Source organism: Nocardioides phosphati (assembly GCF_014646375.1).
Classification (GTDB): domain Bacteria; phylum Actinomycetota; class Actinomycetes; order Propionibacteriales; family Nocardioidaceae; genus Nocardioides; species Nocardioides phosphati.
The window spans coordinates 57,636-77,784 of sequence record NZ_BMNI01000010.1 but is presented as its reverse complement, the minus strand read 5'-3'; the positions used below and the strand labels follow the sequence as shown (position 1 = coordinate 77,784).

General features: G+C 69.8%; 23 protein-coding genes and 4 tRNA genes. 11 read left to right on the top strand and 16 right to left on the bottom strand.

The features are described from left to right. Window positions 1-197: 197 nt before the first annotated feature. On the top strand, window positions 198-401 hold the full coding sequence (locus IEX47_RS15630) for a helix-turn-helix domain-containing protein (protein ID WP_188784948.1): 204 nt from the start codon (window positions 198-200) through the stop codon (window positions 399-401). After that, complete coding sequence (locus IEX47_RS15625; protein ID WP_188784947.1) at window positions 398-1,546, top strand: site-specific integrase; 1,149 nt, start codon at window positions 398-400, stop codon at window positions 1,544-1,546. Before IEX47_RS15630 ends, IEX47_RS15625 begins: the two co-directional genes overlap by 4 nt. A 117-nt stretch (window positions 1,547-1,663) precedes the next feature. On the opposite strand, the gene IEX47_RS15620 is transcribed toward IEX47_RS15625, so the two are convergent. The 3 genes from IEX47_RS15620 to IEX47_RS15610 all read right to left on the bottom strand — a co-directional run bounded on the left by IEX47_RS15620 (window position 1,664) and on the right by IEX47_RS15610 (window position 1,954). After that, window positions 1,664-1,738 (bottom strand) — tRNA-Val (locus IEX47_RS15620). Window positions 1,739-1,762: 24 nt separating this feature from the next. Beyond that, window positions 1,763-1,836: transfer RNA gene (locus IEX47_RS15615), tRNA-Cys, on the bottom strand. Between the two features lie 45 nt (window positions 1,837-1,881). Continuing rightward, a tRNA-Gly gene (locus IEX47_RS15610) sits at window positions 1,882-1,954 on the bottom strand. Between the two features lie 108 nt (window positions 1,955-2,062). On the opposite strand from IEX47_RS15610, the gene IEX47_RS15605 reads away from it, so the two are divergent. Further along, window positions 2,063-2,773 (top strand): aminotransferase class IV, encoded by a 711-nt coding sequence (locus IEX47_RS15605; RefSeq protein ID WP_188784946.1) that lies wholly within the window; start codon window positions 2,063-2,065, stop codon window positions 2,771-2,773. 94 nt (window positions 2,774-2,867) lie between these two features. Here the strand turns inward: IEX47_RS15605 and IEX47_RS15600 are convergent, their stop codons facing one another. After that, on the bottom strand, window positions 2,868-3,296 hold the full coding sequence (locus IEX47_RS15600) for an SsgA family sporulation/cell division regulator (protein ID WP_229662925.1): 429 nt from the start codon (window positions 3,294-3,296) through the stop codon (window positions 2,868-2,870). A gap of 143 nt (window positions 3,297-3,439) precedes the next feature. Between IEX47_RS15600 and IEX47_RS15595 the strand changes: the two genes are divergently transcribed. Together IEX47_RS15595 and IEX47_RS15590 are read left to right on the top strand one after the other, a co-directional pair. Beyond that, entirely contained in the window at window positions 3,440-3,880 is a 441-nt protein-coding gene (locus IEX47_RS15595; RefSeq protein WP_188784945.1) for a PGPGW domain-containing protein, read from the top strand. Window positions 3,881-3,942: 62 nt separating this feature from the next. After that, window positions 3,943-4,014: transfer RNA gene (locus IEX47_RS15590), tRNA-Val, on the top strand. 58 nt (window positions 4,015-4,072) lie between these two features. Here IEX47_RS15590 and IEX47_RS15585 read toward each other — a convergent pair. The 5 genes from IEX47_RS15585 to IEX47_RS15565 form a co-directional block, all read right to left on the bottom strand. Further along, the gene (locus IEX47_RS15585) at window positions 4,073-4,243 is read right to left on the bottom strand and encodes a CsbD family protein (protein WP_188784944.1); all 171 of its coding nucleotides are present in this window, start codon (window positions 4,241-4,243) and stop codon (window positions 4,073-4,075) included. Window positions 4,244-4,341: 98 nt separating this feature from the next. Further along, window positions 4,342-5,316 carry a DUF389 domain-containing protein gene (locus tag IEX47_RS15580; protein WP_188784943.1) on the bottom strand — a complete coding sequence of 325 codons (975 nt, stop codon included), beginning with the start codon at window positions 5,314-5,316 and terminating at the stop codon, window positions 4,342-4,344. A 15-nt stretch (window positions 5,317-5,331) separates the two neighbouring features. Beyond that, on the bottom strand, window positions 5,332-5,676 hold the full coding sequence (locus tag IEX47_RS15575) for a hypothetical protein (protein WP_188784942.1): 345 nt from the start codon (window positions 5,674-5,676) through the stop codon (window positions 5,332-5,334). Window positions 5,677-5,681: 5 nt separating this feature from the next. Then, on the bottom strand, window positions 5,682-6,590 hold the full coding sequence (locus tag IEX47_RS15570; RefSeq protein ID WP_188784941.1) for a YihY/virulence factor BrkB family protein: 909 nt from the start codon (window positions 6,588-6,590) through the stop codon (window positions 5,682-5,684). A 70-nt stretch (window positions 6,591-6,660) separates the two neighbouring features. Then, the gene (locus tag IEX47_RS15565) at window positions 6,661-8,043 is read right to left on the bottom strand and encodes a cation:dicarboxylate symporter family transporter (RefSeq protein ID WP_188784940.1); all 1,383 of its coding nucleotides are present in this window, start codon (window positions 8,041-8,043) and stop codon (window positions 6,661-6,663) included. Between the two features lie 110 nt (window positions 8,044-8,153). Here IEX47_RS15565 and IEX47_RS15560 point away from each other — a divergent pair, with 110 nt between their 5' ends. Both IEX47_RS15560 and IEX47_RS15555 read left to right on the top strand, forming a co-directional pair. After that, window positions 8,154-9,734: a sensor histidine kinase gene (locus IEX47_RS15560; RefSeq protein WP_188784939.1), complete on the top strand. Its 1,581-nt coding sequence runs from the start codon at window positions 8,154-8,156 to the stop codon at window positions 9,732-9,734. After that, window positions 9,731-10,411, top strand: coding sequence for a response regulator (locus tag IEX47_RS15555; protein WP_188784938.1), 681 nt, complete (start codon window positions 9,731-9,733; stop codon window positions 10,409-10,411). The genes IEX47_RS15560 and IEX47_RS15555 overlap by 4 nt, the downstream gene beginning before the upstream one ends. A 72-nt stretch (window positions 10,412-10,483) precedes the next feature. Here the strand turns inward: IEX47_RS15555 and IEX47_RS15550 are convergent, their stop codons facing one another. Next, entirely contained in the window at window positions 10,484-11,938 is a 1,455-nt protein-coding gene (locus IEX47_RS15550; protein ID WP_188784937.1) for a glycine hydroxymethyltransferase, read from the bottom strand. A 254-nt stretch (window positions 11,939-12,192) separates the two neighbouring features. On the opposite strand from IEX47_RS15550, the gene IEX47_RS15545 reads away from it, so the two are divergent. The 4 genes from IEX47_RS15545 (at window position 12,193) to IEX47_RS15530 (ending at window position 15,667) form a co-directional block, all read left to right on the top strand. Next, the gene (locus IEX47_RS15545) at window positions 12,193-13,878 is read left to right on the top strand and encodes a nitrite/sulfite reductase (protein ID WP_188784936.1); all 1,686 of its coding nucleotides are present in this window, start codon (window positions 12,193-12,195) and stop codon (window positions 13,876-13,878) included. Then, the gene (locus IEX47_RS15540; RefSeq protein WP_229662924.1) at window positions 13,878-14,090 is read left to right on the top strand and encodes a transposase; all 213 of its coding nucleotides are present in this window, start codon (window positions 13,878-13,880) and stop codon (window positions 14,088-14,090) included. Before IEX47_RS15545 ends, IEX47_RS15540 begins: the two co-directional genes overlap by 1 nt. Next, window positions 14,087-14,833, top strand: coding sequence for a phosphoadenylyl-sulfate reductase (locus IEX47_RS15535; protein WP_188784935.1), 747 nt, complete (start codon window positions 14,087-14,089; stop codon window positions 14,831-14,833). The genes IEX47_RS15540 and IEX47_RS15535 overlap by 4 nt, the downstream gene beginning before the upstream one ends. Window positions 14,834-14,923: 90 nt before the next feature. Then, on the top strand, window positions 14,924-15,667 hold the full coding sequence (locus tag IEX47_RS15530) for a sirohydrochlorin chelatase (RefSeq protein WP_188784934.1): 744 nt from the start codon (window positions 14,924-14,926) through the stop codon (window positions 15,665-15,667). 150 nt (window positions 15,668-15,817) lie between these two features. Here the strand turns inward: IEX47_RS15530 and IEX47_RS15525 are convergent, their stop codons facing one another. The 6 genes from IEX47_RS15525 to recA form a co-directional block, all read right to left on the bottom strand. Then, window positions 15,818-16,201, bottom strand: coding sequence for a DUF3037 domain-containing protein (locus IEX47_RS15525; RefSeq protein WP_188784933.1), 384 nt, complete (start codon window positions 16,199-16,201; stop codon window positions 15,818-15,820). Continuing rightward, entirely contained in the window at window positions 16,198-16,968 is a 771-nt protein-coding gene (locus IEX47_RS15520) for a HipA family kinase (RefSeq protein ID WP_188784932.1), read from the bottom strand. Before IEX47_RS15520 ends, IEX47_RS15525 begins: the two co-directional genes overlap by 4 nt. Beyond that, window positions 16,965-17,807: a polyphosphate kinase 2 family protein gene (locus IEX47_RS15515; RefSeq protein WP_188784931.1), complete on the bottom strand. Its 843-nt coding sequence runs from the start codon at window positions 17,805-17,807 to the stop codon at window positions 16,965-16,967. Before IEX47_RS15515 ends, IEX47_RS15520 begins: the two co-directional genes overlap by 4 nt. 27 nt (window positions 17,808-17,834) lie before the next feature. After that, complete coding sequence (locus IEX47_RS15510) at window positions 17,835-18,311, bottom strand: hypothetical protein (RefSeq protein WP_188784930.1); 477 nt, start codon at window positions 18,309-18,311, stop codon at window positions 17,835-17,837. A gap of 72 nt (window positions 18,312-18,383) precedes the next feature. Next, window positions 18,384-19,034, bottom strand: coding sequence for a regulatory protein RecX (locus IEX47_RS15505; protein WP_188784929.1), 651 nt, complete (start codon window positions 19,032-19,034; stop codon window positions 18,384-18,386). Continuing rightward, window positions 19,034-20,071 carry a recombinase RecA gene (recA, locus tag IEX47_RS15500; protein WP_188784928.1) on the bottom strand — a complete coding sequence of 346 codons (1,038 nt, stop codon included), beginning with the start codon at window positions 20,069-20,071 and terminating at the stop codon, window positions 19,034-19,036. Before recA ends, IEX47_RS15505 begins: the two co-directional genes overlap by 1 nt. Window positions 20,072-20,149 lie beyond the last annotated feature (78 nt).

Genomic DNA, 20,149 nt, shown 5'->3' with positions numbered 1-20,149 from the left:
ATCACCGAGGAGGTCGCCATCAGCGCCTAGCGACACGCCCGACGGAGGATTCGTTTCGTACACCACGCCTAGGGACTTGACCTCCGCCAGCGACGCGCGTGGAAGGACGAGTACGAGCGAGCGAAGGAACTGACTCGCGCTGGTCCCGACTTGGGACCTGTGGAGAACTGAATCGGCAATCTCGGGAAGGAAGCAACATGGAGGAGAAGCATTGGGAGGTGCCGCCCGTGGTCTACACCGTCGCGGAAGCAGCTGAGGCGCTGCGCATGAGCCGTGACCGTGTCTACGAGCTGATCCGGTCGGATCGCCTCCGCACGATCAAGGAGGGTCGCCTGCGCTTGGTACCGATCTCAGCACTGGCGGAGTACGTCGAACGCGCGAGCACAGGAGGTGCCGCATGACCGAACAGCGACAGCGCCGGCCCCGGAACGAAGGCGGAGTCCACTGGGACGAGATGCGCGAGCGTTGGATTGCAGAGAAGACGGTCGGCTACGACGGACGAGGCAAGCGCATCAAACGCAAGGCGTCCGGCACCAGCAAGTCGGCTGCGTTGCGCGAGCTCGCAAAGAGGGTGAAGGCGTACGAGGCCGGCTTGGCAGTGGGGTCGGAGCACTACAAGGTGTCTGACGCGATGGCGGACTGGTTCGACTACGGCCAGGGAAACGTCGACGACGAGACGCGCAAGCGCAACAAGAACCTCATCGACAATCACATCCAGCCCAGGCTGGGCGGCCGGAAACTGCGTGACCTCCGGGCCGATGAAGTCGACCGGTGGCTCAACGACCTCGCACCGCGCCTGTCGACGAGCAGCCTCCGGCGCGTTCGGTGGATCCTGCAGCGCGCGGTCATGCAGGCAATGCGGCGCGACATGGTTGACCGCAACGTCGTCGACCTTTGCCAGGTGCCACGCGGGCGAGAGGGACGCAAGTCACGATCCCTCACGATGGAGCAGGCACAGGCTGTTGTTGCCAACACGGTGAGCGACCCGCTGCACGCCTACATCGTGATGTCCCTCCTCACCGGAGCCCGAACAGAGGAGCTTCGAGCACTTCGATGGGAGCACGTGCACCTCGAGGCCGATCCACCCCAGGTAGAGGTCTGGCATTCCGTTCGCCGCTCCGGTGACACCAAGACCCCAAAGTCGCGGCGGACGATCGCGCTCCCGGGCCTGGTGACACAACGGCTGAAGGAACACCGCGTCCGTCAGGCTGAACAGCGGTTGAAGTCGGACACGTGGGCGGACCCGGGACTTGTCTTCGCGACGTCCAATGGCACCGTGATGGATGCGGCGAACGTGCGCCGCGACTTCCGCCGTGCGCTCAAGCTGGCGCCGAACATCGACCCCGACGAGTGGACGCCACGGGATCTCCGCCACTCATTCGTCTCGCTGCTCTCGGCATCTGGCCTGAGCATCGAGGAGATCGCGCGCGCTGTCGGCCACAAGGGGACTCGGGTGACCGAGCAGGTCTACCGGCACGAACTACGGCCGATCATCGAGCACGGGGCGACTGCCATGGATGCGCTGTTCGAGATGCCACCCGAATGAGCGCCTGAATCGCGGTAGTCCCTCACTTAGTCCCTCAGCGGCAAATTCGATCGACCCGCGGTACGAAATGCCAACAGCCCCTGACTGCATTTCCGCTGGTCAGGGGCTGTTTCGTGGTGGTGGGCGATACTGGGTTTGAACCAGTGACCTCTTCCGTGTCAAGGAAGCGCGCTACCGCTGCGCCAATCGCCCAAGTCTTGATTTGTGGTGGTGAGGTGGAGGTGGGTACCGGATTTGAACCGGTGTACACGGATTTGCAGTCCGTTGCCTCGCCTCTCGGCCAACCCACCATGGAGGCCTGGTGTGGCCCAGTCAAGGTGCACTTGACTTCTCCGAGCGGACGACGAGACTCGAACTCGCGACCCCAACCTTGGCAAGGTTGTGCTCTACCAACTGAGCTACGTCCGCTTGTTTTCCCTTGGCGTTTCCGCCCCGGGCAACGACGAGAACATTAGCGGAACGGGTCGGGCACGCAAAATCCGGGGTCTGGCGCGTGTCGGGTGGGAGGCTTTTCCCATGCAGACAACGGCAGACGGCGGCGTCTTCACCACCGTCAAGGTCGTCGACGGCCGCCCCGAGCACCTCGGCCTCCACCTCGCCCGGCTAGCGGAGAGCGCGCGGATCGTCGGGCTCGACTCCCCCACCCCCTCCGCCGTACGCCGGGTGGTCACCGCCGCGCTCGGGGACGCGCCGCTCCCCCTCGGCCGCCTGCGCATCACGTGGCAGGGCTCCGAGGCAGCCGCCCGCGTCGAGCCGCTGGTGCCACACGCGCCGACGACCACGGTGGTCAGGGCCCCGGACGCCCGCGACCCGGGTGATCCCGCTGCCGGAGCCAAGACGGAGGCCCTGGGCGCCCAGGGGCGCGCTCTGGTCGCCTGGGCGAAGGAGCAGGGCGCTGGCGACGCCGTGCTCGCCGCGACCGACGGCCGCCTCTGCGAGGGCGCCACGAGCAACGTCTTCTACGTCGTCGGCGGCGAGCTGCGCACGCCCACCGTCCGGACCGGACTTCTCGCCGGGATCGCGCGCCAGCTGGTCCTCGCCGCGACCGACGCCCGCGAGGTCGACGCGCCGTACGAGGTGCTCCTCGAGGCCGACGAGGTCTTCCTGACCAGCAGCCTCCGGGGGGTCCAGCCGGTGACAGCCGTCGACGGCCGTGAGATCGGCGGGCCGGGGCGCGTCACGCAGGCGGCCGCAGGCGCGCTGGCCTCACTGCCGACCGACGACTGACGACTGACGACGTGCCCGCAGAAGTACGCGCGGAAATACACAAGGTCCGAACCCCTCCCTCCGGGGTTCGGACCTTGGCGACGAGCGACGTGACTCAGGCAGCCATCAGCTGACCGATGAGGACGTCGAGATCGAGGTGCTCACCCTCGGTGCCGAGCGGCACCGCGGCGAGCGTGCGGTTGACGAAGCGGTAGACGTCCTTCGTGGCCACCTGGACGAGCAGCTCGCCGTCGGGCGAGTGGAGCTCGATGATCACGACGGCCTGGCCCTCGCCGTCGAGGCACGGCCAGACGTGGACATCGCCGTCGCCGGCCGGGGCGGTCAGGCCGCGGACCATGAGGTCGCGGGCGAACGTCCAGACGACGTCGCCTCCGGCCGTCCGGAACGTCGCGGTGACGGCGTACGGATCCGTGGAGGTGTAGCCCAGCTCGCCCGGCAGGGTCATCGTCTGCCCGGCGCCGTCGACACAGTCGAAGCTGACGGACTCGGAGACCTGGGCGGTCCTGATGTCGTCGAAGTTCATGGTGGCTACCTCCGGGGATCGGGCCCCTCGTCGCGGGCCCTTCGCAAGAGGAACGGACCGGGCGCGACGTCATGACGCGGTTTTCCGAACTTCCCCGACGTGGTCGCGATCACACGTCTAGGCGGCCCGGTTAGCCTCGGGCCGTGAGCGACACGGGGCCCCACTGGCTGAAGCGACTCCACACGCGCCTGCACGCCCACCCGGTCACGGGCGCGGCCACGAAGGTGGTCGTCACGGCCATCGGCGTGCTCGTCCTCGTGGCCGGGCTGGTCATGATGGTCGCGCCCGGCCCCGGCATCGTCGGCATCATCGCGGGACTCGCCATCCTCGCCACCGAGTGGGAGTTCGCCCGCCGCTGGCTGGCCACGGCGAAGCGCACGGCCCAGGACGCCGCCGAGAAGGCACGCACCATGGACCCCGCCGTACGCCGCAAGCGGCTCGCGCTCACCGCCCTCGCGGTGGCGCTCGTGTGTGCCGTCGCAACCGTCCTGGTCTGGCAGCTCGGCTGGCCGCAGCTGGCCGTGAGCGGCTGGGACAGGGTGCAGTCGATCAACGACGCGGTGCCCGAGCTTCCCGGCATGTGACGCAACGGCGTGCCCGGTTTCGGGTCCGTCCGGCCTGTGCGCTAAGGTTTCACGCACACCACGGGTGATTGGCGCAGCGGTAGCGCACTTCGTTCACACCGAAGGGGTCACTGGTTCGAACCCAGTATCACCCACCGTGAGAGAAGGCCCCGGAGCAACAGCTCCGGGGCCTTCGTCGTTGGTCTGTGACGGTCAGCTGAAGGCGTCCTTGACCTTCTCGCCGGCCTGCTTCAGGTTGGCCTTCGCCTTGTCGACGCTGCCTTCCGCCTCGAGGTCCTCGTTGTCGGTGGCCTCGCCGTACTTCTCCTTGGCCTCGCCCGACAGCTCCTCGAACTTGTTCTCGGCCTTGTCATCGAACCCCATGGGTCCTCCTTCGTGTCGGATGCGTTCACGACACGGGTACCCGGGGCGCGGCAGAGGATGCGCCCGAGCGCCGCCGACTCGGGAAACAGTCGGTGAACTCAGTCGTCGTAGACGTCCGCACGGCGGCGGGCGTCGAGCATCCGCGCGCGGTGGATCGAGAACCGCTGCCAGACCCTCTCCTGGACCCCGAGGGTCAGCCAGCCCGCTGCAGCCATGCCGACGAGGTTGAGGCCGAGCTGGAGGAGGCTCCCGGTGATCTCCGCAGGCACCCAGAACGCGAGTCCGAGGGCGATGTTTCCGGCTGCGGGAATCGTGGTGACCGAGATGAACACCCCTGACAGCCCGCCCACACGCGACGAGGTCACCGAGAGGACGCCGGCTGCCGCCGCGATCAGCGCGACGACGATCGACCAGTGGTCCGGCTCGTAGACGAATCCGGTCGCCGGCCGGGGAGCCGTCACCTGCGCGAGCGTGATCCAGCCCGCCCCGCGCGCAACGAGGGCGAGCAGGCCGGTGACGGCGATCGCGACCGCGAAGCCGATCACCAGCGCTCGCGAGGCTGCCAGGAGCAGCGTTCCCCGACCGCGCACGAAGGCCACACCGAGCGCGGCGACCGCACCGAACTCCGGACCGAGGACCATCGCGCCGATGACCAGGATCTGGGAGTCGAGCACGATCGCGATGCCCGCGAGCACGGTGGCCAGCGACATGAAGGTGAGGAAGATCCAGTTCAGCTCGCTGTCCTCGTAGGCCTGCTGGACGACGTCGGCCCAGACGACCGCGTCCGCGCCACTGCCCGGCGTACGACGCTCGGCGTCGAAGCCACTGCGTGAGACCCAGGTCCGGACCGGCTCGAGGTGGAGCGTGCCTGAGCGGTGCACGCCGAGGGCGCGCAGCGCCTCGACGATCTCGTTGGCCGCCTCGCGAGGAAGGTCAGCCTCGATGAGGTCGCCCTCCGGGAGCAGGGACGCCCCGGGCACCGCCGTGAGGCTGGAGATCGACGGGTCAGCCCGCAGGAGGGCCAGGACGGCCGGCGACGATGCGGCGGGAGCGACGATCCGGAGGTGCAGCACGCGGCGGGCGGAGACTCAGTCCGCGACTTCGCCGAAGATCGTGATCCGGTCGTCGGCGCTGCCCGACTGCCCCTTGTGGAGTGAGGAGACGAAGCGGAAGGTGTCGCCCTCGGCCGGGACGGCGGAGCCCTCGACCCGACGCCACTGACCGCAGATCGTGTCACCCTTCGCGCCGTCGAGCTCGCTCACCGCGTCGCCGTGGAGGCACAGGCGGTGCGAGCCCCCGTCGTACGACGACACGGTCGCCGACGTGCGGTCCGGAGAGTCCCAGCCGGTGACCGCACCCGTGAGGTAGCCGCCGGCGAAGACGAAGACGCCCGCAGCGATGACGACAGGGGTCGGAAGGTTCACGTTTCCCACGGGCGTCAGTCTGGCACGGACCTGTTCGTCAGCTGCGGCCACACGACGTCGACCGACGCATTGACTGCCGCGCCGATCAGGACCGCGATGGACACGATGTAGAGCCAGATCAGCACCGTGATCGGCGCCGAGAGCGGACCGTAGACGCTCGTGGACTCCCCCGCGGTGGCGGTGAGCACCGTGCGGAGCAGCCAGGAGCCACCGACCCAGCAGACGATCGTGAAGACGGCCCCCGGCAGGTTGTAGCGCCACGCCACCCGGGCGGGGACGCTCACGTGGTAGAGCGTCGCGAGGAAGCAGACGCACATGAGGAGCACGATCGGCCAGTAGAGCCCCTCGAGGAAGTCGAGCCGGTCGGGGATCCAGCGGCGCACCAGCGAGGGGCCGGCCACCACCAGGGGGATGGTCACCATGCCGGTCAGCAGGCCCAGGACGTAGAGCCCGAACGACAACGCCCGGGTGCGGAGGATGCCCCGCTCTCCCCCGAGCCCGTGCATGATCGTGATGGTGTCGACGAAGACGTTGAGCGCACGGCTGCCGGACCACAGCGCCAGCACGAAGCCGATCGAGATGACGTCGAGCCGGCCGCCCTTCATGACGATGTCGAACGTCGGCGCGATCACTGCGTTGACCGTGCTCTCCGTCATCGCGCGGCTGGCCAGGTCGATCACGTCGGTGCGGATCTCCATCAGCTGCGCGGCGGTGAACTCCTGGACGAAGAAGCCGATCGCGCCCGTGAGCGCGAAGATCAGCGGCGGCACCGACAGCACGGCGAAGAACGCCGCCTCGGCGGCCAGGCCGGTGACCCTCCAGCGCAGGCACGACGCGACCGTCGCGGTGATCAGGCGCCAGAGGTCGTGGGCCCCGCGACGGGCGATACGACGGAGCAGCGCAAAGAGCTTCTCCGTCGTCATGGGGTCACCGTAGCGAGCAGGCCGGGCACTTTCCGTGCCCGACCCGCCCGCTCCACGTCACACCGCGCGGTCAGACGGGCGTCGGCTCCGCGGTGCGCTCCGGCGTACGCGCGGCAGGGACGGCGGCCGGCTGGCCGTGCCCGTCGTCGACCATCGACGTCTCGTCGAACGGGTCCTCACCCGACAGCGCCCGGTTCAGCTGCCCCCGGTCGATGCCGCCGGTCCAGCCGGCGACGACGAGCGTGGCGACGGCGTTGCCGGCGAAGTTGGTGACGGCGCGCGCCTCCGACATGAAGCGGTCGATGCCGACGATGAGGCCGACGCCGTCGAGGAGCTCGGGACGGTGCGAGCTGAGGCCACCCGCGAGGGTCGCCATGCCGGCGCCGGTGACACCGGCCGCGCCCTTGGAGGCGACCATCATGAAGAGGAGGAGCGAGACCTGCTCGCCGATCGACAGCGGGTTGCCCATCGCCGAGGCGATGAAGAGCGACGCCATGGTCAGGTAGATCGCGGTGCCGTCGAGGTTGAACGAGTACCCCGTCGGGACGACGACGCCGACCGTCGGGCGGTCGATGCCGGCGTGCTCCATCTTCGCGATGAGGCGCGGGAGGGCCGACTCGGAGGACGAGGTGGAGACGATGATCAGGAACTCCCGGCCGAGGTAGCGCAGCAGGCTGAAGATGTTGACGCCCGTGGTGATCCGCAGGACGGTGCCGAGGATGACGAAGACGAAGACCGCACAGGTGATGTAGAAGCCGAGCATCAGCACGGCGAGACTCTTCAGCGCGTCGACGCCGGTCTCGCCGACGACGGCGGCCATGGCGCCGAACGCACCGACGGGCGCGGCCCACATGATCATCGACAGGACGCGGAAGACGAGCTTCTGGAGGTGGCCGACACCCTGCAGGATCGGCTGACCCGCGCCGCCCATGGCCTGCAGCGCGAAGCCGACGAGGAGGGCGATCAGGAGCGTCTGGAGGACCTCGCCCGAGGTGAGGCCGGAGAGCATCGAGGTCGGGATCATCCCGAGCAGGAAGTCGGTCGTGGTGGCGTGGGCGCCCTCGGCGAGGCCGCTGCCCGCGGCGGCAGCCGTCTTGGTCAGGTGCAGGCCCGATCCCGGGTGGAGGATGTTGCCCACCACGAGGCCGATGCCGAGCGCGACCGTCGACATGACGATGAAGTAGCCGAGCGCGAGCCCGCCGACCTTGCCGACCTTCGCCGCGCTGCGGACCGAGCCGACGCCGAGGACGATCGTGCAGAAGATGACCGGCTGGATCATCATCTTGATCAGGGCGACGAACGCCGCGCCGAGCGGCTTGAGCTGCACGGCCACGTCCGGGGCCACGAGACCCACGAGGATGCCGAGCCCGACGGCCGCGATGACCGCCAGGTAGAGGTAGTGGGTGCGGTCCTTGCGGCGCGGTGCCGTGAGACCGGTCTGCTGCTGGCTCATCTGTCCTCCAGTGATGCATCGGGAACCTCCCGTGTGCCTCCATGCTCGGCGCGACTGTGACGGTGGTCACCGTTGTGTTCACAGAGTTCGCAGGGTGCAGAATCGCCGTCATGCGCAGGCCCCGCCGCGCCGGCTCCCTCGCCGGGCAGATCCTGCTCCTCCAGCTCGTGCTGGTCGGGCTCCTCGTCGCCGTCGCGCTCGGCCTCGCGGCGTACGACGCGCGGAGGGACGTGCGCACCCAGGCGTCGGCGGAGACGCTCGTGGTCGCACAGGCCGTCGCCGACTCCCCCACCGTGCGCACCGCGCTCCGCGCATCCGCCCCGTGCCGGAGCCTCGAGCCGTACGCCGAGGCGGTGCGCCACGACACGGGCACCGACTTCGTGGTGGTCATGCGGCCGGACCGCACCCGCTGCACCCACCCCGACCCGGCGCAGATCGGGAAGAGGTTCATCGGCGACCTCGGCTCGGCTCCCGACGGCCGCCCCTTCACGCAGGAGTACGCCGGCACGCTCGGCCCGTCGGTCCGCACGGTGGTGCCGGTGCTCGAGCACGGTCACGTCGTCGCCTACGTGGCGGTCGGCATCACCCTCGACCGCCTGAACAGCGAGCTGGTCCACGCGCTGGCACCGCTCGCCCTCGCCGGGCTCGCGGTCCTGGCCCTCGGCGGGCTCGGTGCGCTGCTGGTCAGCCGCCGGCTGCGCCGCCAGACGCACGGCATGGGCGCCGCGGAGATCACGCGCATGTACGAGTACTACGAGGCCGTCCTCCACGCTGTCCGCGAGGGCCTGCTCCTGCTCGACACCGAGAACCGGGTGCAGCTGGTCAACGACGAGGCCCGGCGGCTGCTGGGGCTCCCCGACGACGTCATCGGACGGCCGCTGCGCGAGCTCGGGCTGCCGCCGGCGCTCGTGCGCGCCGCGGTCGGCGACCGTGCAGACGCCGACGACATCTACGTCACCGAGCGTCACGTGCTGGTGGTCAGCACCTCCCCCGCGACCTGGCGCGGCCGGACCGTGGGCGCCGTCGTGACCCTCCGCGACCGCACCGAGCTCCAGGCGGTCAGCGGGCAGCTCGACCTGGTCCGCGGGCTGACCGACTCCCTGCGGGCGCAGAACCACGAGGCCGCCAACCGGCTGCACGCCGTGGTCTCCCTCATCGAGATGGGCCAGCCCGCGGAGGCGGTGGACTTCGCGACCGAAGAGCTCCAGGTCGCGCAGCTGCTCGCCGACCGGCTCGCCGCATCGGTCGAGGAGCCTGTGCTCGCCGCCCTCCTCCTCGGCAAGACGGCGGAGGCTGCCGAGCGCGGGATCTCGCTGTCGGTCGAGGGGCAGCTCTCCGGCGACCTGCCGCTCGAGCCACGCGAGCTGCTGACCGTCGTCGGCAACCTCGTCGACAATGCCCTCGACGCCGTCGCCGAGGTAGCGCCCGGCGGTGACCGTCGGGTCCGGGTCACCCTCGAGGGAGGCGCCGGCCGCCTCGCCGTGACGGTCGATGACAGCGGCCCCGGCATCGCGTCCGACGCCGCGGCGCACGTCCTCGAGCGCGGCTGGTCGACCAAGGCCGCGGCCGGACGCGGGGTCGGTCTCGCCCTCGTCGCCCAGGTCGTACGCCGTCACGGCGGCGAGATCGCGGTCGACGCCTCGCCCCTCGGCGGTGCCCGCTTCCAGGTGCAGGTCGGAGCAGACGCATGACGATCCGGGTCCTCGTCGTCGAGGACGAGGAGGTCGCCGCACGTGCACACGCGGCCTACGTCGAGCGTGTCCACGGCTTCACGGTGGCAGGAGTCGCGCGCTCGGCCGGCGAGGCGATGCGGCACCTGACCGGCGACCCCGACGTACAACTGGTGCTGCTCGACATGCACCTGCCGGACGGCCACGGACTGGGCCTGCTCCAGCGGCTGCGGGCGGCCGGCCACCTCTGCGACGTCATCGCGGTGACGTCGGCGCGCGATGCCGAGGTCGTGCGTGCAGCGGTCGCGCAGGGCGTGGTGCTGTACCTGCTCAAGCCGTTCACCTTCGCCACCTTCCGCAGCAAGCTCGAGCAGTACGCCGCCTACCGCGAGCGCCTCGGGGCGAGCGGCGGCGAGGTGGCCCAGGACGAGCTCGACGCGATGTTCGGCACGCTGCACGCCCGCGGCACCAACGCGCCACTCCCCAAGGGCATGTCGGCCGAGTCGCTCCGCGAGGTCGTCACCGTGCTCCGCAAGGCCGGCGTCGGGATGTCCGCGACGGAGCTCGCCGAGCGGATCGGCTCCTCGCGCGTCACCGCCCGGCGCTACCTCGAGCACCTGGCCGACACCGGGTCGGTGGAGCGCACGCCGCGCTACGGCGGCAGCGGGCGGCCCGAGGTCGCCTACCACTGGCGCTGACGCCGGGCGCTGCTCCCCTGACAACGCAACGACGCCCCGCACAACCGTGCGGGGCGTCGTGTCGAGCGGCGCTCAGGCCAGGTCGAGACCGGGGTAGAGCGGGTGCTTGTCGAGCATCTCGGCCGACGCAGCGCGCGTCTTGTCGGCGATGCCGTCGGCCAGCTTGTACGTCGCCTTCGACGCGCCGCCGTCCTTGGTGACGCCCGGCGTCGTGTTGGACAGGACGTCGACGACCAGCTCGGCGACGTTGTCGAACTCGTCGTGGCCGAAGCCGCGGGTCGTCAGCGCCGGGGTGCCGAAGCGGATGCCGGAGGTGTACCAGGCGCCGTTGGGGTCGGCCGGCACCGAGTTGCGGTTGGTGACGACACCGGCGTCGAGCAGCGCCTGCTCGGCCTGGCGGCCGGTCAGGCCGAAGCTCGTGACGTCGAGAAGCACGAGGTGGTTGTCGGTGCCACCGGTGACCAGCTTGGCGCCGCGGGTCAGGAAGCCCTCGGCCAGCGACTTGGCGTTGTCCGCCACGTTCTGCGCGTAGGTCTGGAACGCCTCCGTCTTCGCCTCCGCGAGCGCCACGGCCTTGGCCGCCATGACGTGCGACAGCGGGCCGCCGAGCACCATCGGGCAGCCGCGGTCGACGTTGCCGGCGTACTCCTTGGTGGCGAGGATCAGGCCACCGCGCGGGCCACGCAGCGACTTGTGCGTGGTGGTGGTGACGACGTCGGCGTAGGGAACGGGGTTCTCCTCGCCCTGGAAGACCTTGCCCGCGACGAGGCCGGCGAAGTGCGCCATGTCGACCATGAGCGTCGCGCCCACCTCGTCGGCGATCTCGCGCATCTTCGCGAAGTTCACGCGGCGGGGGTACGCCGAGTAGCCGGCGACCAGGATGAGCGGCTTGAACTCCTTCGCCTTCGCGCGCAGGGCGTCGTAGTCGATGAGGCCGGTCTCGGGGTCGGTGCCGTACTGCTGCTGGTGGAACATCTTGCCGGAGATGTTCGGGCGGAAGCCGTGGGTCAGGTGGCCGCCGGAGTCGAGGCTCATGCCGAGGAGGCGCTGGTTGCCGAGCTCGTGGCGCAGCTTCTCCCAGTCGGCGTCGGAGAGGTCGTTCATGTTCTTGACGCCGGCGTTCTCCAGCCAGGGGCCCTCGACGCGCTGCGCCAGGATCGCCCAGTACGCCGTGAGGTTGGCGTCGATGCCGGAGTGCGGCTGCGCGTAGGCGTACTCCGCGCCGAACAGCTCCTTGGCGTGCTCGGCGGCGAGGGTCTCGACGGTGTCGACGTTCTGGCAGCCGGCGTAGAAGCGGTGGCCGACGGTGCCCTCGGCGTACTTGTCGGAGAACCAGGTGCCCATCGTCAGGAGGACCGCGGGACTGGCGTAGTTCTCGGACGCGATCAGCTTGAGCGACGCGCGCTGGTCGGCCAGCTCCTGGCGCGTGGCGTCGGCGATGCGGGGCTCGACGGAGGCGATCACCTCGAGAGCCTGCTTGTAGGCAGAGGAGGTCAGGGCGGCGAGGTCTGTGGGCGCGGCGGTCATGCCGCATAGCCTAGTGACTCGCGCGCGCGTGCTCCGCGGTGACCACCGTCACCCTCTTCCTTGGTGTCGGCAAGCAGTCACGCCCGGATGAACGCCCGACGAACGCCGGGTGTCTCAGATCACGGACTAACCGTCCACATCACGAGATTTCGCCTTGTGGCCAGGGTGTCCGCAACGTGAGACTTGGCTTCGTCAATGTTGGACGTGGGCCGCGCCTGCCTCCGCATTCCCGTTGCCCCGTTCTAAGGACATCGATGAACGACCAGCCCACCGCCTCCGTGAAGGTGGAGATCCCGCGTCCCAAGCGAGGCGAGGGACAGTGGGAGCTCGGCTACCGCGAGCCGCTGAACAAGAACGAGCAGTCCAAGAAGGACGACAACCCGCTCAACGTGCGGGGTCGCATCCTCGGGATCTACTCGAAGAAGGGCTTCGACTCGATCGACCCGGCCGACCTGCGGGGCCGCTTCCGCTGGATGGGCCTCTACACCCAGCGCGCCCCGGGCTTCGACGGCGGCAAGACCGCCCAGCTCGAGGAAGAGGAGCTGGACGACCGCTACTTCATGCTGCGGGTCCGCGCCGACGGCAAGGTGCTCAACGCCGACGCGCTCCGCACGCTGGGTGGCATCTCCACCGAGTTCGGCCGCAACACCGCCGACATCACCGACCGCAACAACATCCAGTACCACTGGATCGAGATCGAGAACGTCCCCACGATCTTCGAGCGCGTGGAGGCCGTGGGCCTGACCACCCTCGAGGCCTGCGGCGACTCCCCGCGTGGCTTCCTCGGATCGCCGGTCGCCGGGATCGCCAAGGACGAGATCATCGACGGCAGCTCCGCCCTCGAGGAGATCAAGCGTCGCTACATCGGCAACCCCGAGTACTCCAACCTCCCGCGCAAGTTCAAGACCGCGCTGACCGGCCACCCGTCGCACGACGTGGCGCCCGAGATCAACGACGTCTCGTTCGTCGGCAACGTCCACCCCGAGCACGGCCCCGGCTTCGACGTCTGGGTCGGCGGCGGCCTCTCGACCAACCCGCACCTCGCCACCAAGCTCGGCGTGTGGGTGCCGATCGAGCAGGTCCCCGACGTCTGGGAGGGCGTCGTCTCGATCTTCCGCGACTACGGGTACCGCCGACTCCGCTCGCGCGCCCGCCTGAAGTTCCTGGTCGCCGACTGGGGTCGTGACAAGTTCCTCGAGGTGCTCGAGAAGAAGTACCTCGGCGTCGACCTCGCGCGCCTCGAGTCGCCCGAGACCCCGCAGCACCAGGGTGACCACATCGGCGTCCACGAGGCCAAGGACGGCCGCTTCTACATCGGCGCCACCCCGGTGGTCGGCCGCATCGACGGCACCACGCTCACCGGCCTCGGCGACCTGGTCGAGAAGCACGGCGCCGACGGCGTCCGCCTCACGGCGTACCAGAAGCTCGTGGTGATCGGCGTCGACGGCGACAAGACCGACGCGCTGGTCGAGGACCTCGAGAAGATCGGCCTGACCGCCAAGCCGTCCAACTGGCGCCGCCGCACGATGGCCTGCACCGGCATCGAGTTCTGCAAGCTCGCCATCGTCGAGACCAAGCAGCGCTCGATCGACCTGATCACCGAGCTGGAGAAGCGCTTCCCCGAGCTCGACTCCCCCATCTCGATCAACGTCAACGGCTGCCCCAACGCCTGCGCACGCACCCAGGTCGCCGACATCGGCCTCAAGGGCCAGCTCGTCCTCGACGAGAACGGCAACCAGGTCTCGGGCTACCAGGTCCACCTCGGTGGCGGCCTGGCGCTGGGCGCCAACTTCGGCCGCAAGCTGCGCGCCCACAAGGTGACCAGCGACGGTCTCGACGACTACGTCACCAAGCTGGTCACGAACTACCTCGCCGGCCGCGAGTCCGGCGAGTCGTTCCAGAGCTGGGTGCAGCGCGCCGACGAGGACCTGCTGCGCTGATGACCACCACGACGATGAGCTCCCGCGCGGAGATCTTCCACTGTCCGTTCTGTGGCGAAGAGGACATCCGTCCGCACTCCGCCACGACCGGCGAGTGGGAATGCCGCAGCTGTCTGCGGGCGTTCACCGTCACCATGCTCGGCCTGATCCGTCCCCCTGCTTCTCCTGACGGGCCGGTCGAGCCCGTCGAAGGATCGGAGGACCGTTCATGACGGCCGCCACCACGCGCGCTGCCCGCCTGTCGCGCGGCTCGCAGATCGAGGGCCGCTCCCAGGAGGAGCTGCGCGAGATCGTCTCCCACGTGGGCGCCGAGCTCGAGCTCGCCCCTGCCGAGCACATCATCGAGTGGGCCGCCGCGACGTTCGGCGAGCGCTTCTGCATCACCTCCTCGATGGGCGATGCCGTGCTCGCGCACCTCGCCTCGAAGGTCGTGCCGGGCATCGACGTCGTCTTCCTGGACACCGGCTACCACTTCGCCGAGACGATCGGCACCGCCGACGCGGTGAAGCACACCCTGCCGGTCAACCTGATCACGATCACCCCCGTGCAGTCGGTCGCCGAGCAGGACGCGCAGTACGGCCCCGACCTCTACAAGCGCGACCCCGACCTCTGCTGCAAGCTGCGCAAGGTCGAACCGCTGGCCACCTCGCTCGACGGCTACGACGCGTGGGCCACGGGCCTGCGCCGTGCCGAGACCCACAACCGGGTCACGGCCCCCGTCGTCGGCTGGGACGCCAAGAAGAAGAAGGTCAAGGTCTCGCCGATCGCGCGCTGGACCGACGAGCAGGTCGAGACCTACATCGCCGAGAACGGTGTGCTGGTCAACCCGCTCGTGTACGACGACTACCCGTCGATCGGCTGCTGGCCGTGCACCTCCCGGGTCAAGCCGGGCGACGACCCGCGCTCGGGGCGCTGGGCCGGCCAGAACAAGACCGAGTGCGGCATCCACACCTGAGTCCGCTCCTGAGTTCCACAACTGCATAACCCCGACTGATCGACAGCGTTGTCGCTCTCGCACCGATATCCCGAAGGGAGGCCGCACACGATGGCTGCTCCTGCACTGGTTGCCCTGGCTCACGGTTCTCGTGATCCGCGGTCGGCCGCGACGATCAACGCCCTCGTAGCCGAGGTCCGGGCCATGCGCCCCGACCTCCGCATCGAGGCCGCGTTCCTCGACCTGTCGCGCCCGTCGTTCACCACGGTCGTCGACCGTCTGGTCAAGGCCGGCTTCGACGAGATCGTCGTCGTACCCCTGCTGCTGTCCGAGGCGTTCCACGCCCGGATCGACGTCCCGTCGGCCGTGGCCGAGCAGGCCGCGCGCCACGAGGGCCTGCAGATCCGCGCGACGGCGATCCTCGGACACGAGATGTCGTTCCTCGAGGTGCTCGACCAGCGCCTGCGCGAGGCGCTCGCCGCTGCGCGATGTCGCGAGCTGGACGCCCTCGTCCTCGCTGCTGCCGGGTCCTCGGCCCCCCTCGCGAACCAGGCGGTCGCCCGTCTTGCCCGCGTGTGGGGCGCACACCACAAGCTCCCCGTCAAGGCCGCCTACGCGTCGTCGGCTCCCCCGGCCACTGGCGAGGCCGTCCGGGCCTTCCGGCACGAGGGACGCCGCCACATCGCGGTCGCGTCGCTCTTCCTGGCTCCCGGGTCGCTGATCGACCGGGCCTCCGAGCTCGCGATCGAGGCCGGCGCGGTGGCCGTCTCCGAGCCGCTCGGAGCCCACCCCGAGCTCGCCCGCACGATCCTGGCCCGGTACGCCGTCGGCGCCGTCGAGCTGGTCCCCGTCTGATCGCTCCGTTCCCCGCCGAGGCGGCACATGTGGAGTGGCGAAATGGCAGATAGCGCGTGACGTGTCACGCGCTATCTGCCATTTCGGGGCGCAACATCTGCCGCCCCGGCGGCTGTTGCGCGGCGGGGGCGAGGTGCAGGCGGCGACGCGTCAGCTCACGAAGCGCTGGAGCAGGTGCTCCAGCTCGCGGGCCGGGTCGGCAGTGACGCCACCGTGCACGGGGCCGGGCTGAAGCACGGTGCTGCGGGGCGCCTTGACGAACCCGAAGCGGGTGCCGAGGTCACCGCGGCCGGCGGCGCCGACACTGGCATCACCGGCACAGACGCCCTCGACATAGGCAAGTGCGTCGCAGACCCGGCTCACGTCGAGGGTGGGGTCCAGCGCCTGGAGGCGCGCGTTGTCGCACGCCCAGGCAGCGGCCAGGAACTTCGTCTCCTGGCAGTAGACGACCACGCCGACGTTGAGGAACTCCTCGCGCTCGACACGAGGCACGCAGCGCAGGACGACGTACTGGTAGGGGTGCCGCGTCGTCATCGCGCGACCGCCTCCCACCAGCCGGTGGCCTGCAGGCGCGCGTCCAGGAAGTCGACGTACGCCGCCCGCATCCCGTCAGCGCTGTCGACCCCCGGCACCGGCTCGAGCCACGCGTCGGGCACCTGGGCGAGGAGCTCGGTGAAGACGTCGCGCGACAGCACCGAGCGGGCACGCGCGTCGATCGCGTCGAGGTCGTCGGCCTTGGCGGCCTCGAGGAGGACGTGGTCGTCGGAGCTCCACGGGAGCGCGGCGAAGCGCGCAGGATCGCCGACTCCCCCACTCCAGCCGTGGTGGAAGTAGAGCGAGGCGCCGTGGTCGATCACCCAGAGCTCGCCGTGCCAGAGCAGCAGGTTGGGGTTGCGCCAGGACCGGTCGACGTTGGCACAGAAGGCGTCGAGCCAGAAGACCGTGCCTGCCTGGCCCGGGGGCAGTGCGGTGGTGCCGTCGAAGCCGAACGAGCCGGGCAGGAAGTCGACGCCGAGGTTGAGGCCGACGCTCGCCTTCAGCAGGTCCTGGATCTCCTCGTCGGCTTCGTAGCGTGCGATGGCGTCGCTGAGCTCGAGCGCCACGAGGCGCGGCGTCTGGAGGCCGAGGCGCAGCGCGAGACCGCTGACGATCGTCTCCGCCACCAGGACCCGCAGCCCCTGGCCGGCGCCGCGGAACTTGCAGACGTAGGTGCCGAGGTCGTCAGCCTCGACGATGCCGGGCAGCGAACCGCCCTCGCGCAGGGGTGCGACGTACCTCGTGACGGTGACGGTGGGGATCACCGGACCGGCTCCTCGTCGGCGAGCCGCTGCTTTGCCAGGTCCACGTCGAAGTCAGCCTTCGGCCACTCCAGGTCCAGCCCGCGCAGCGCGTCGAGCAGCAGGTTGCCGATGGTCAGGTTGCGGTACCACTTGTGGTCGCTCGGGATCACGTGCCACGGCGCCGCGTCGGTGTTGGTGCGCTCGAGGGCGATCGCGTAGGCCTTCTGGTACTCCGGCCAGAGCGCGCGCTCGTCGAGGTCGCCCATGTTGAACTTCCAGTGCTTGGCCGGGTCGTCCAGGCGGGCGAGCAGCCGCTCCTTCTGCTGCTCCGGCGAGATGTGGAGCATGCACTTGACGATCGTCGTGCCGTTGTCGGCCAGGCGCTGCTCGAAGTCGTTGATCGCGCCGTAGCGGCGCTCGATCTCGTCAGCGGGAGCGAGCTGCCGCACGCGGCCGATCAGGACGTCCTCGTAGTGCGAGCGGTCGAAGACCCCGATGAATCCCGGTCCCGGGAGCGCCTTCTCGATCCGCCAGAGGAAGTCGTGCTGCTTCTCCTCATCGGTGGGCGCCTTGAAGCTGGTGATCTTCAGCCCTGCCGGGCTGACCAGGCCGACGGTGTGCTCGAGCACGCCGCCCTTGCCCGAGGTGTCCATGCCCTGCAGGACCAGCAGGACGCTCCGGCCCCCCTCCTTGTTGGCGTAGAGCCGCTCCTGCAGGTCGGCCAGCTCCGGACCCAGGTCGAGGAGCGCCTGCTCGCCGTCCGCCTTCTCCCCGTCGTACGCCGGGTGGCCGGCCGGGTCGATCGAGGAAAGGTCGACGGGCCCGGCAGGAAGGCGGTGCACAGCCGTGAACGAGCTCATGGCGACACCCTAGGGCGCCGGTGGGGATCAGTGCGCGAGCAGCCGCCGGAAGGTGCTCCACGCTCCGAGCACGGCGAAGCCGACGTAGAAGAGCAGGTCGCGCTTGTAGGCCGCGATGATGGTGCTGTCGGTCATCGCGGAGGTGACGAAGTGGGAGCGGGACGTGCCCGAGCCAGGGCCCGCGACCTCCGCCCACGCATCCCAGGCATCGCTGCCGATGAGGGCGAGGCAGCCGGCGACCACACCGGCGATGATCAGGACCACGAGGGCCGGGAGGCCACGGCGCGGGTCAGCACCGGCCGCCTTGCTGTAGGCGAACACGGCACCGGCCGCGAGGACGAAGCTGGTGATCGACGCGACGAAGCCGAGACGCCACACGACGACCGTGAGGGCCACGCCCAGGACGACCACGCCGGCGGCGGCAAGGAGGCCCAGACCGACCCTCTCGCGGGCGGGAGCGGACACGGCAGCGGTCGGGTCGACACCCGGAGCGAACTCAGACATGGCTGGACGCTACAAGCGCAAGGCGGTGGCGGAGTCATGAACGGCGAAATCGCCGACGCCGGCCCCATGCGCCTATGCGTCGAACTCCTCGTCGTCGGGAGCACTCAGCGCCTCACGCACCACCGCGTAGGCGAGGCCCGGGCTGTGACCCTTGCGGGCCAGCATGCCGACGAGGCGCCTGGTCGCGACCTGGGGGTCGAGCGCCTTCATCGAGCGGAGCTTGCGCTGCACGAGCCGCTCGGCGACCTCGCGCTCGTCGTCAGGGTCGATCTCGTCGAGCGCCTCACGGGCCACCTCGTCGTCGATGCCCTTGCGGCGCAGCTCCTGGGCGAGTGCCCGAGAGGCGAGGCCCTTGCCGGGCTGGCGCGAGGCGATCCAGGCACGGGCGAAGGCAGCATCGTCGACCAGGCCGACCTCCTCGAAGCGGTCGAGGAGCCGGGTCGCGATCTCAGCCGGCACGTCCTTCTTCGCCAGCTTGTCGGCGAGCTCCTTGCGCGAGCGAGCAGCACCGGTCAGGGCGTCCAGCAGGATCTTGCGGGCCACGGCCTCGTGGTCGGCCTCCGGCCCGAGGGCCTCGACGTCCTCCGGGGGTGGCGCGGAGGCGTCGGAGGACGCGCCCACCGCGAAGTCGGGAGGCGGACCCGCCTGGCCGAGCCAGGCGGCGACCCCGGCGTGCACGTCGCCGTGCCACGCCGGAGCCGCCGTCTTGTCGTGCTCCGTCATCAGAAGTCGACGTTGGTCGGCTCCTCGGCCGGCGCGTCGACGGACGGGCCGACGCCGAGCTTCTCGAGGATCTTCTTCTCCAGCTCGTTGGCGAGGTCGGGGTTGTCACGCAGGAAGTTGCGCGCGTTCTCCTTGCCCTGGCCCAGCTGGTCGCCCTCGTAGGTGTACCAGGCACCGGCCTTGCGGACGAGGCCCGCGTCGACACCGACGTCGATGAGGCCACCCTCGCGGGAGATGCCCTTGCCGTACATGATGTCGAACTCAGCCTGCTTGAACGGCGGGGCGACCTTGTTCTTGACGACCTTGACGCGGGTGCGGTTGCCGACCATGTCGGTGCCGTCCTTGAGCGTCTCGATGCGGCGCACGTCGAGGCGGACCGAGGAGTAGAACTTCAGCGCGCGACCACCGGTGGTGGTCTCCGGCGAGCCGAACATGACGCCGATCTTCTCGCGCAGCTGGTTGATGAAGATCGCGGTCGTGCCGGTCTGGTTGAGCGCACCGGTCATCTTGCGGAGCGCCTGCGACATGAGGCGGGCCTGGAGGCCGACGTGGCTGTCACCCATCTCGCCCTCGATCTCGGCGCGGGGCACGAGCGCGGCGACGGAGTCGATGACGATCAGCGACAGCGCGCCGGAGCGGATCAGCATGTCGGCGATCTCGAGGGCCTGCTCACCGGAGTCGGGCTGCGAGACCAGCAGGGCGTCGGTGTCGACGCCGAGGTTCTTCGCGTACTCCGGGTCGAGGGCGTGCTCGGCGTCGATGAAGGCGACCAGGCCGCCGTTGCGCTGCGCGTTGGCGACCGCGTGGAGTGCGACCGTCGTCTTACCCGACGACTCGGGGCCGTAGACCTCGACCACGCGACCACGCGGCAGACCACCGATGCCGAGGGCCACGTCGAGGGCGATCGCGCCCGTCGGGATCACCTCGAGCGGAGCCCGGGTCTCATCGCCGAGGCGCATGATCGAGCCCTTGCCGAACTGCTTCTCGATGTTCGCAAGTGCTGCGTCGAGCGCCTTGCCACGGTCTCCAGCTGCCATCTTCATCATCCTGTCGCGTAGTCACCAGTCGGGTACATCGGCGACGTTAGGACGAACCACCGACAGTGCCTGGTCAGC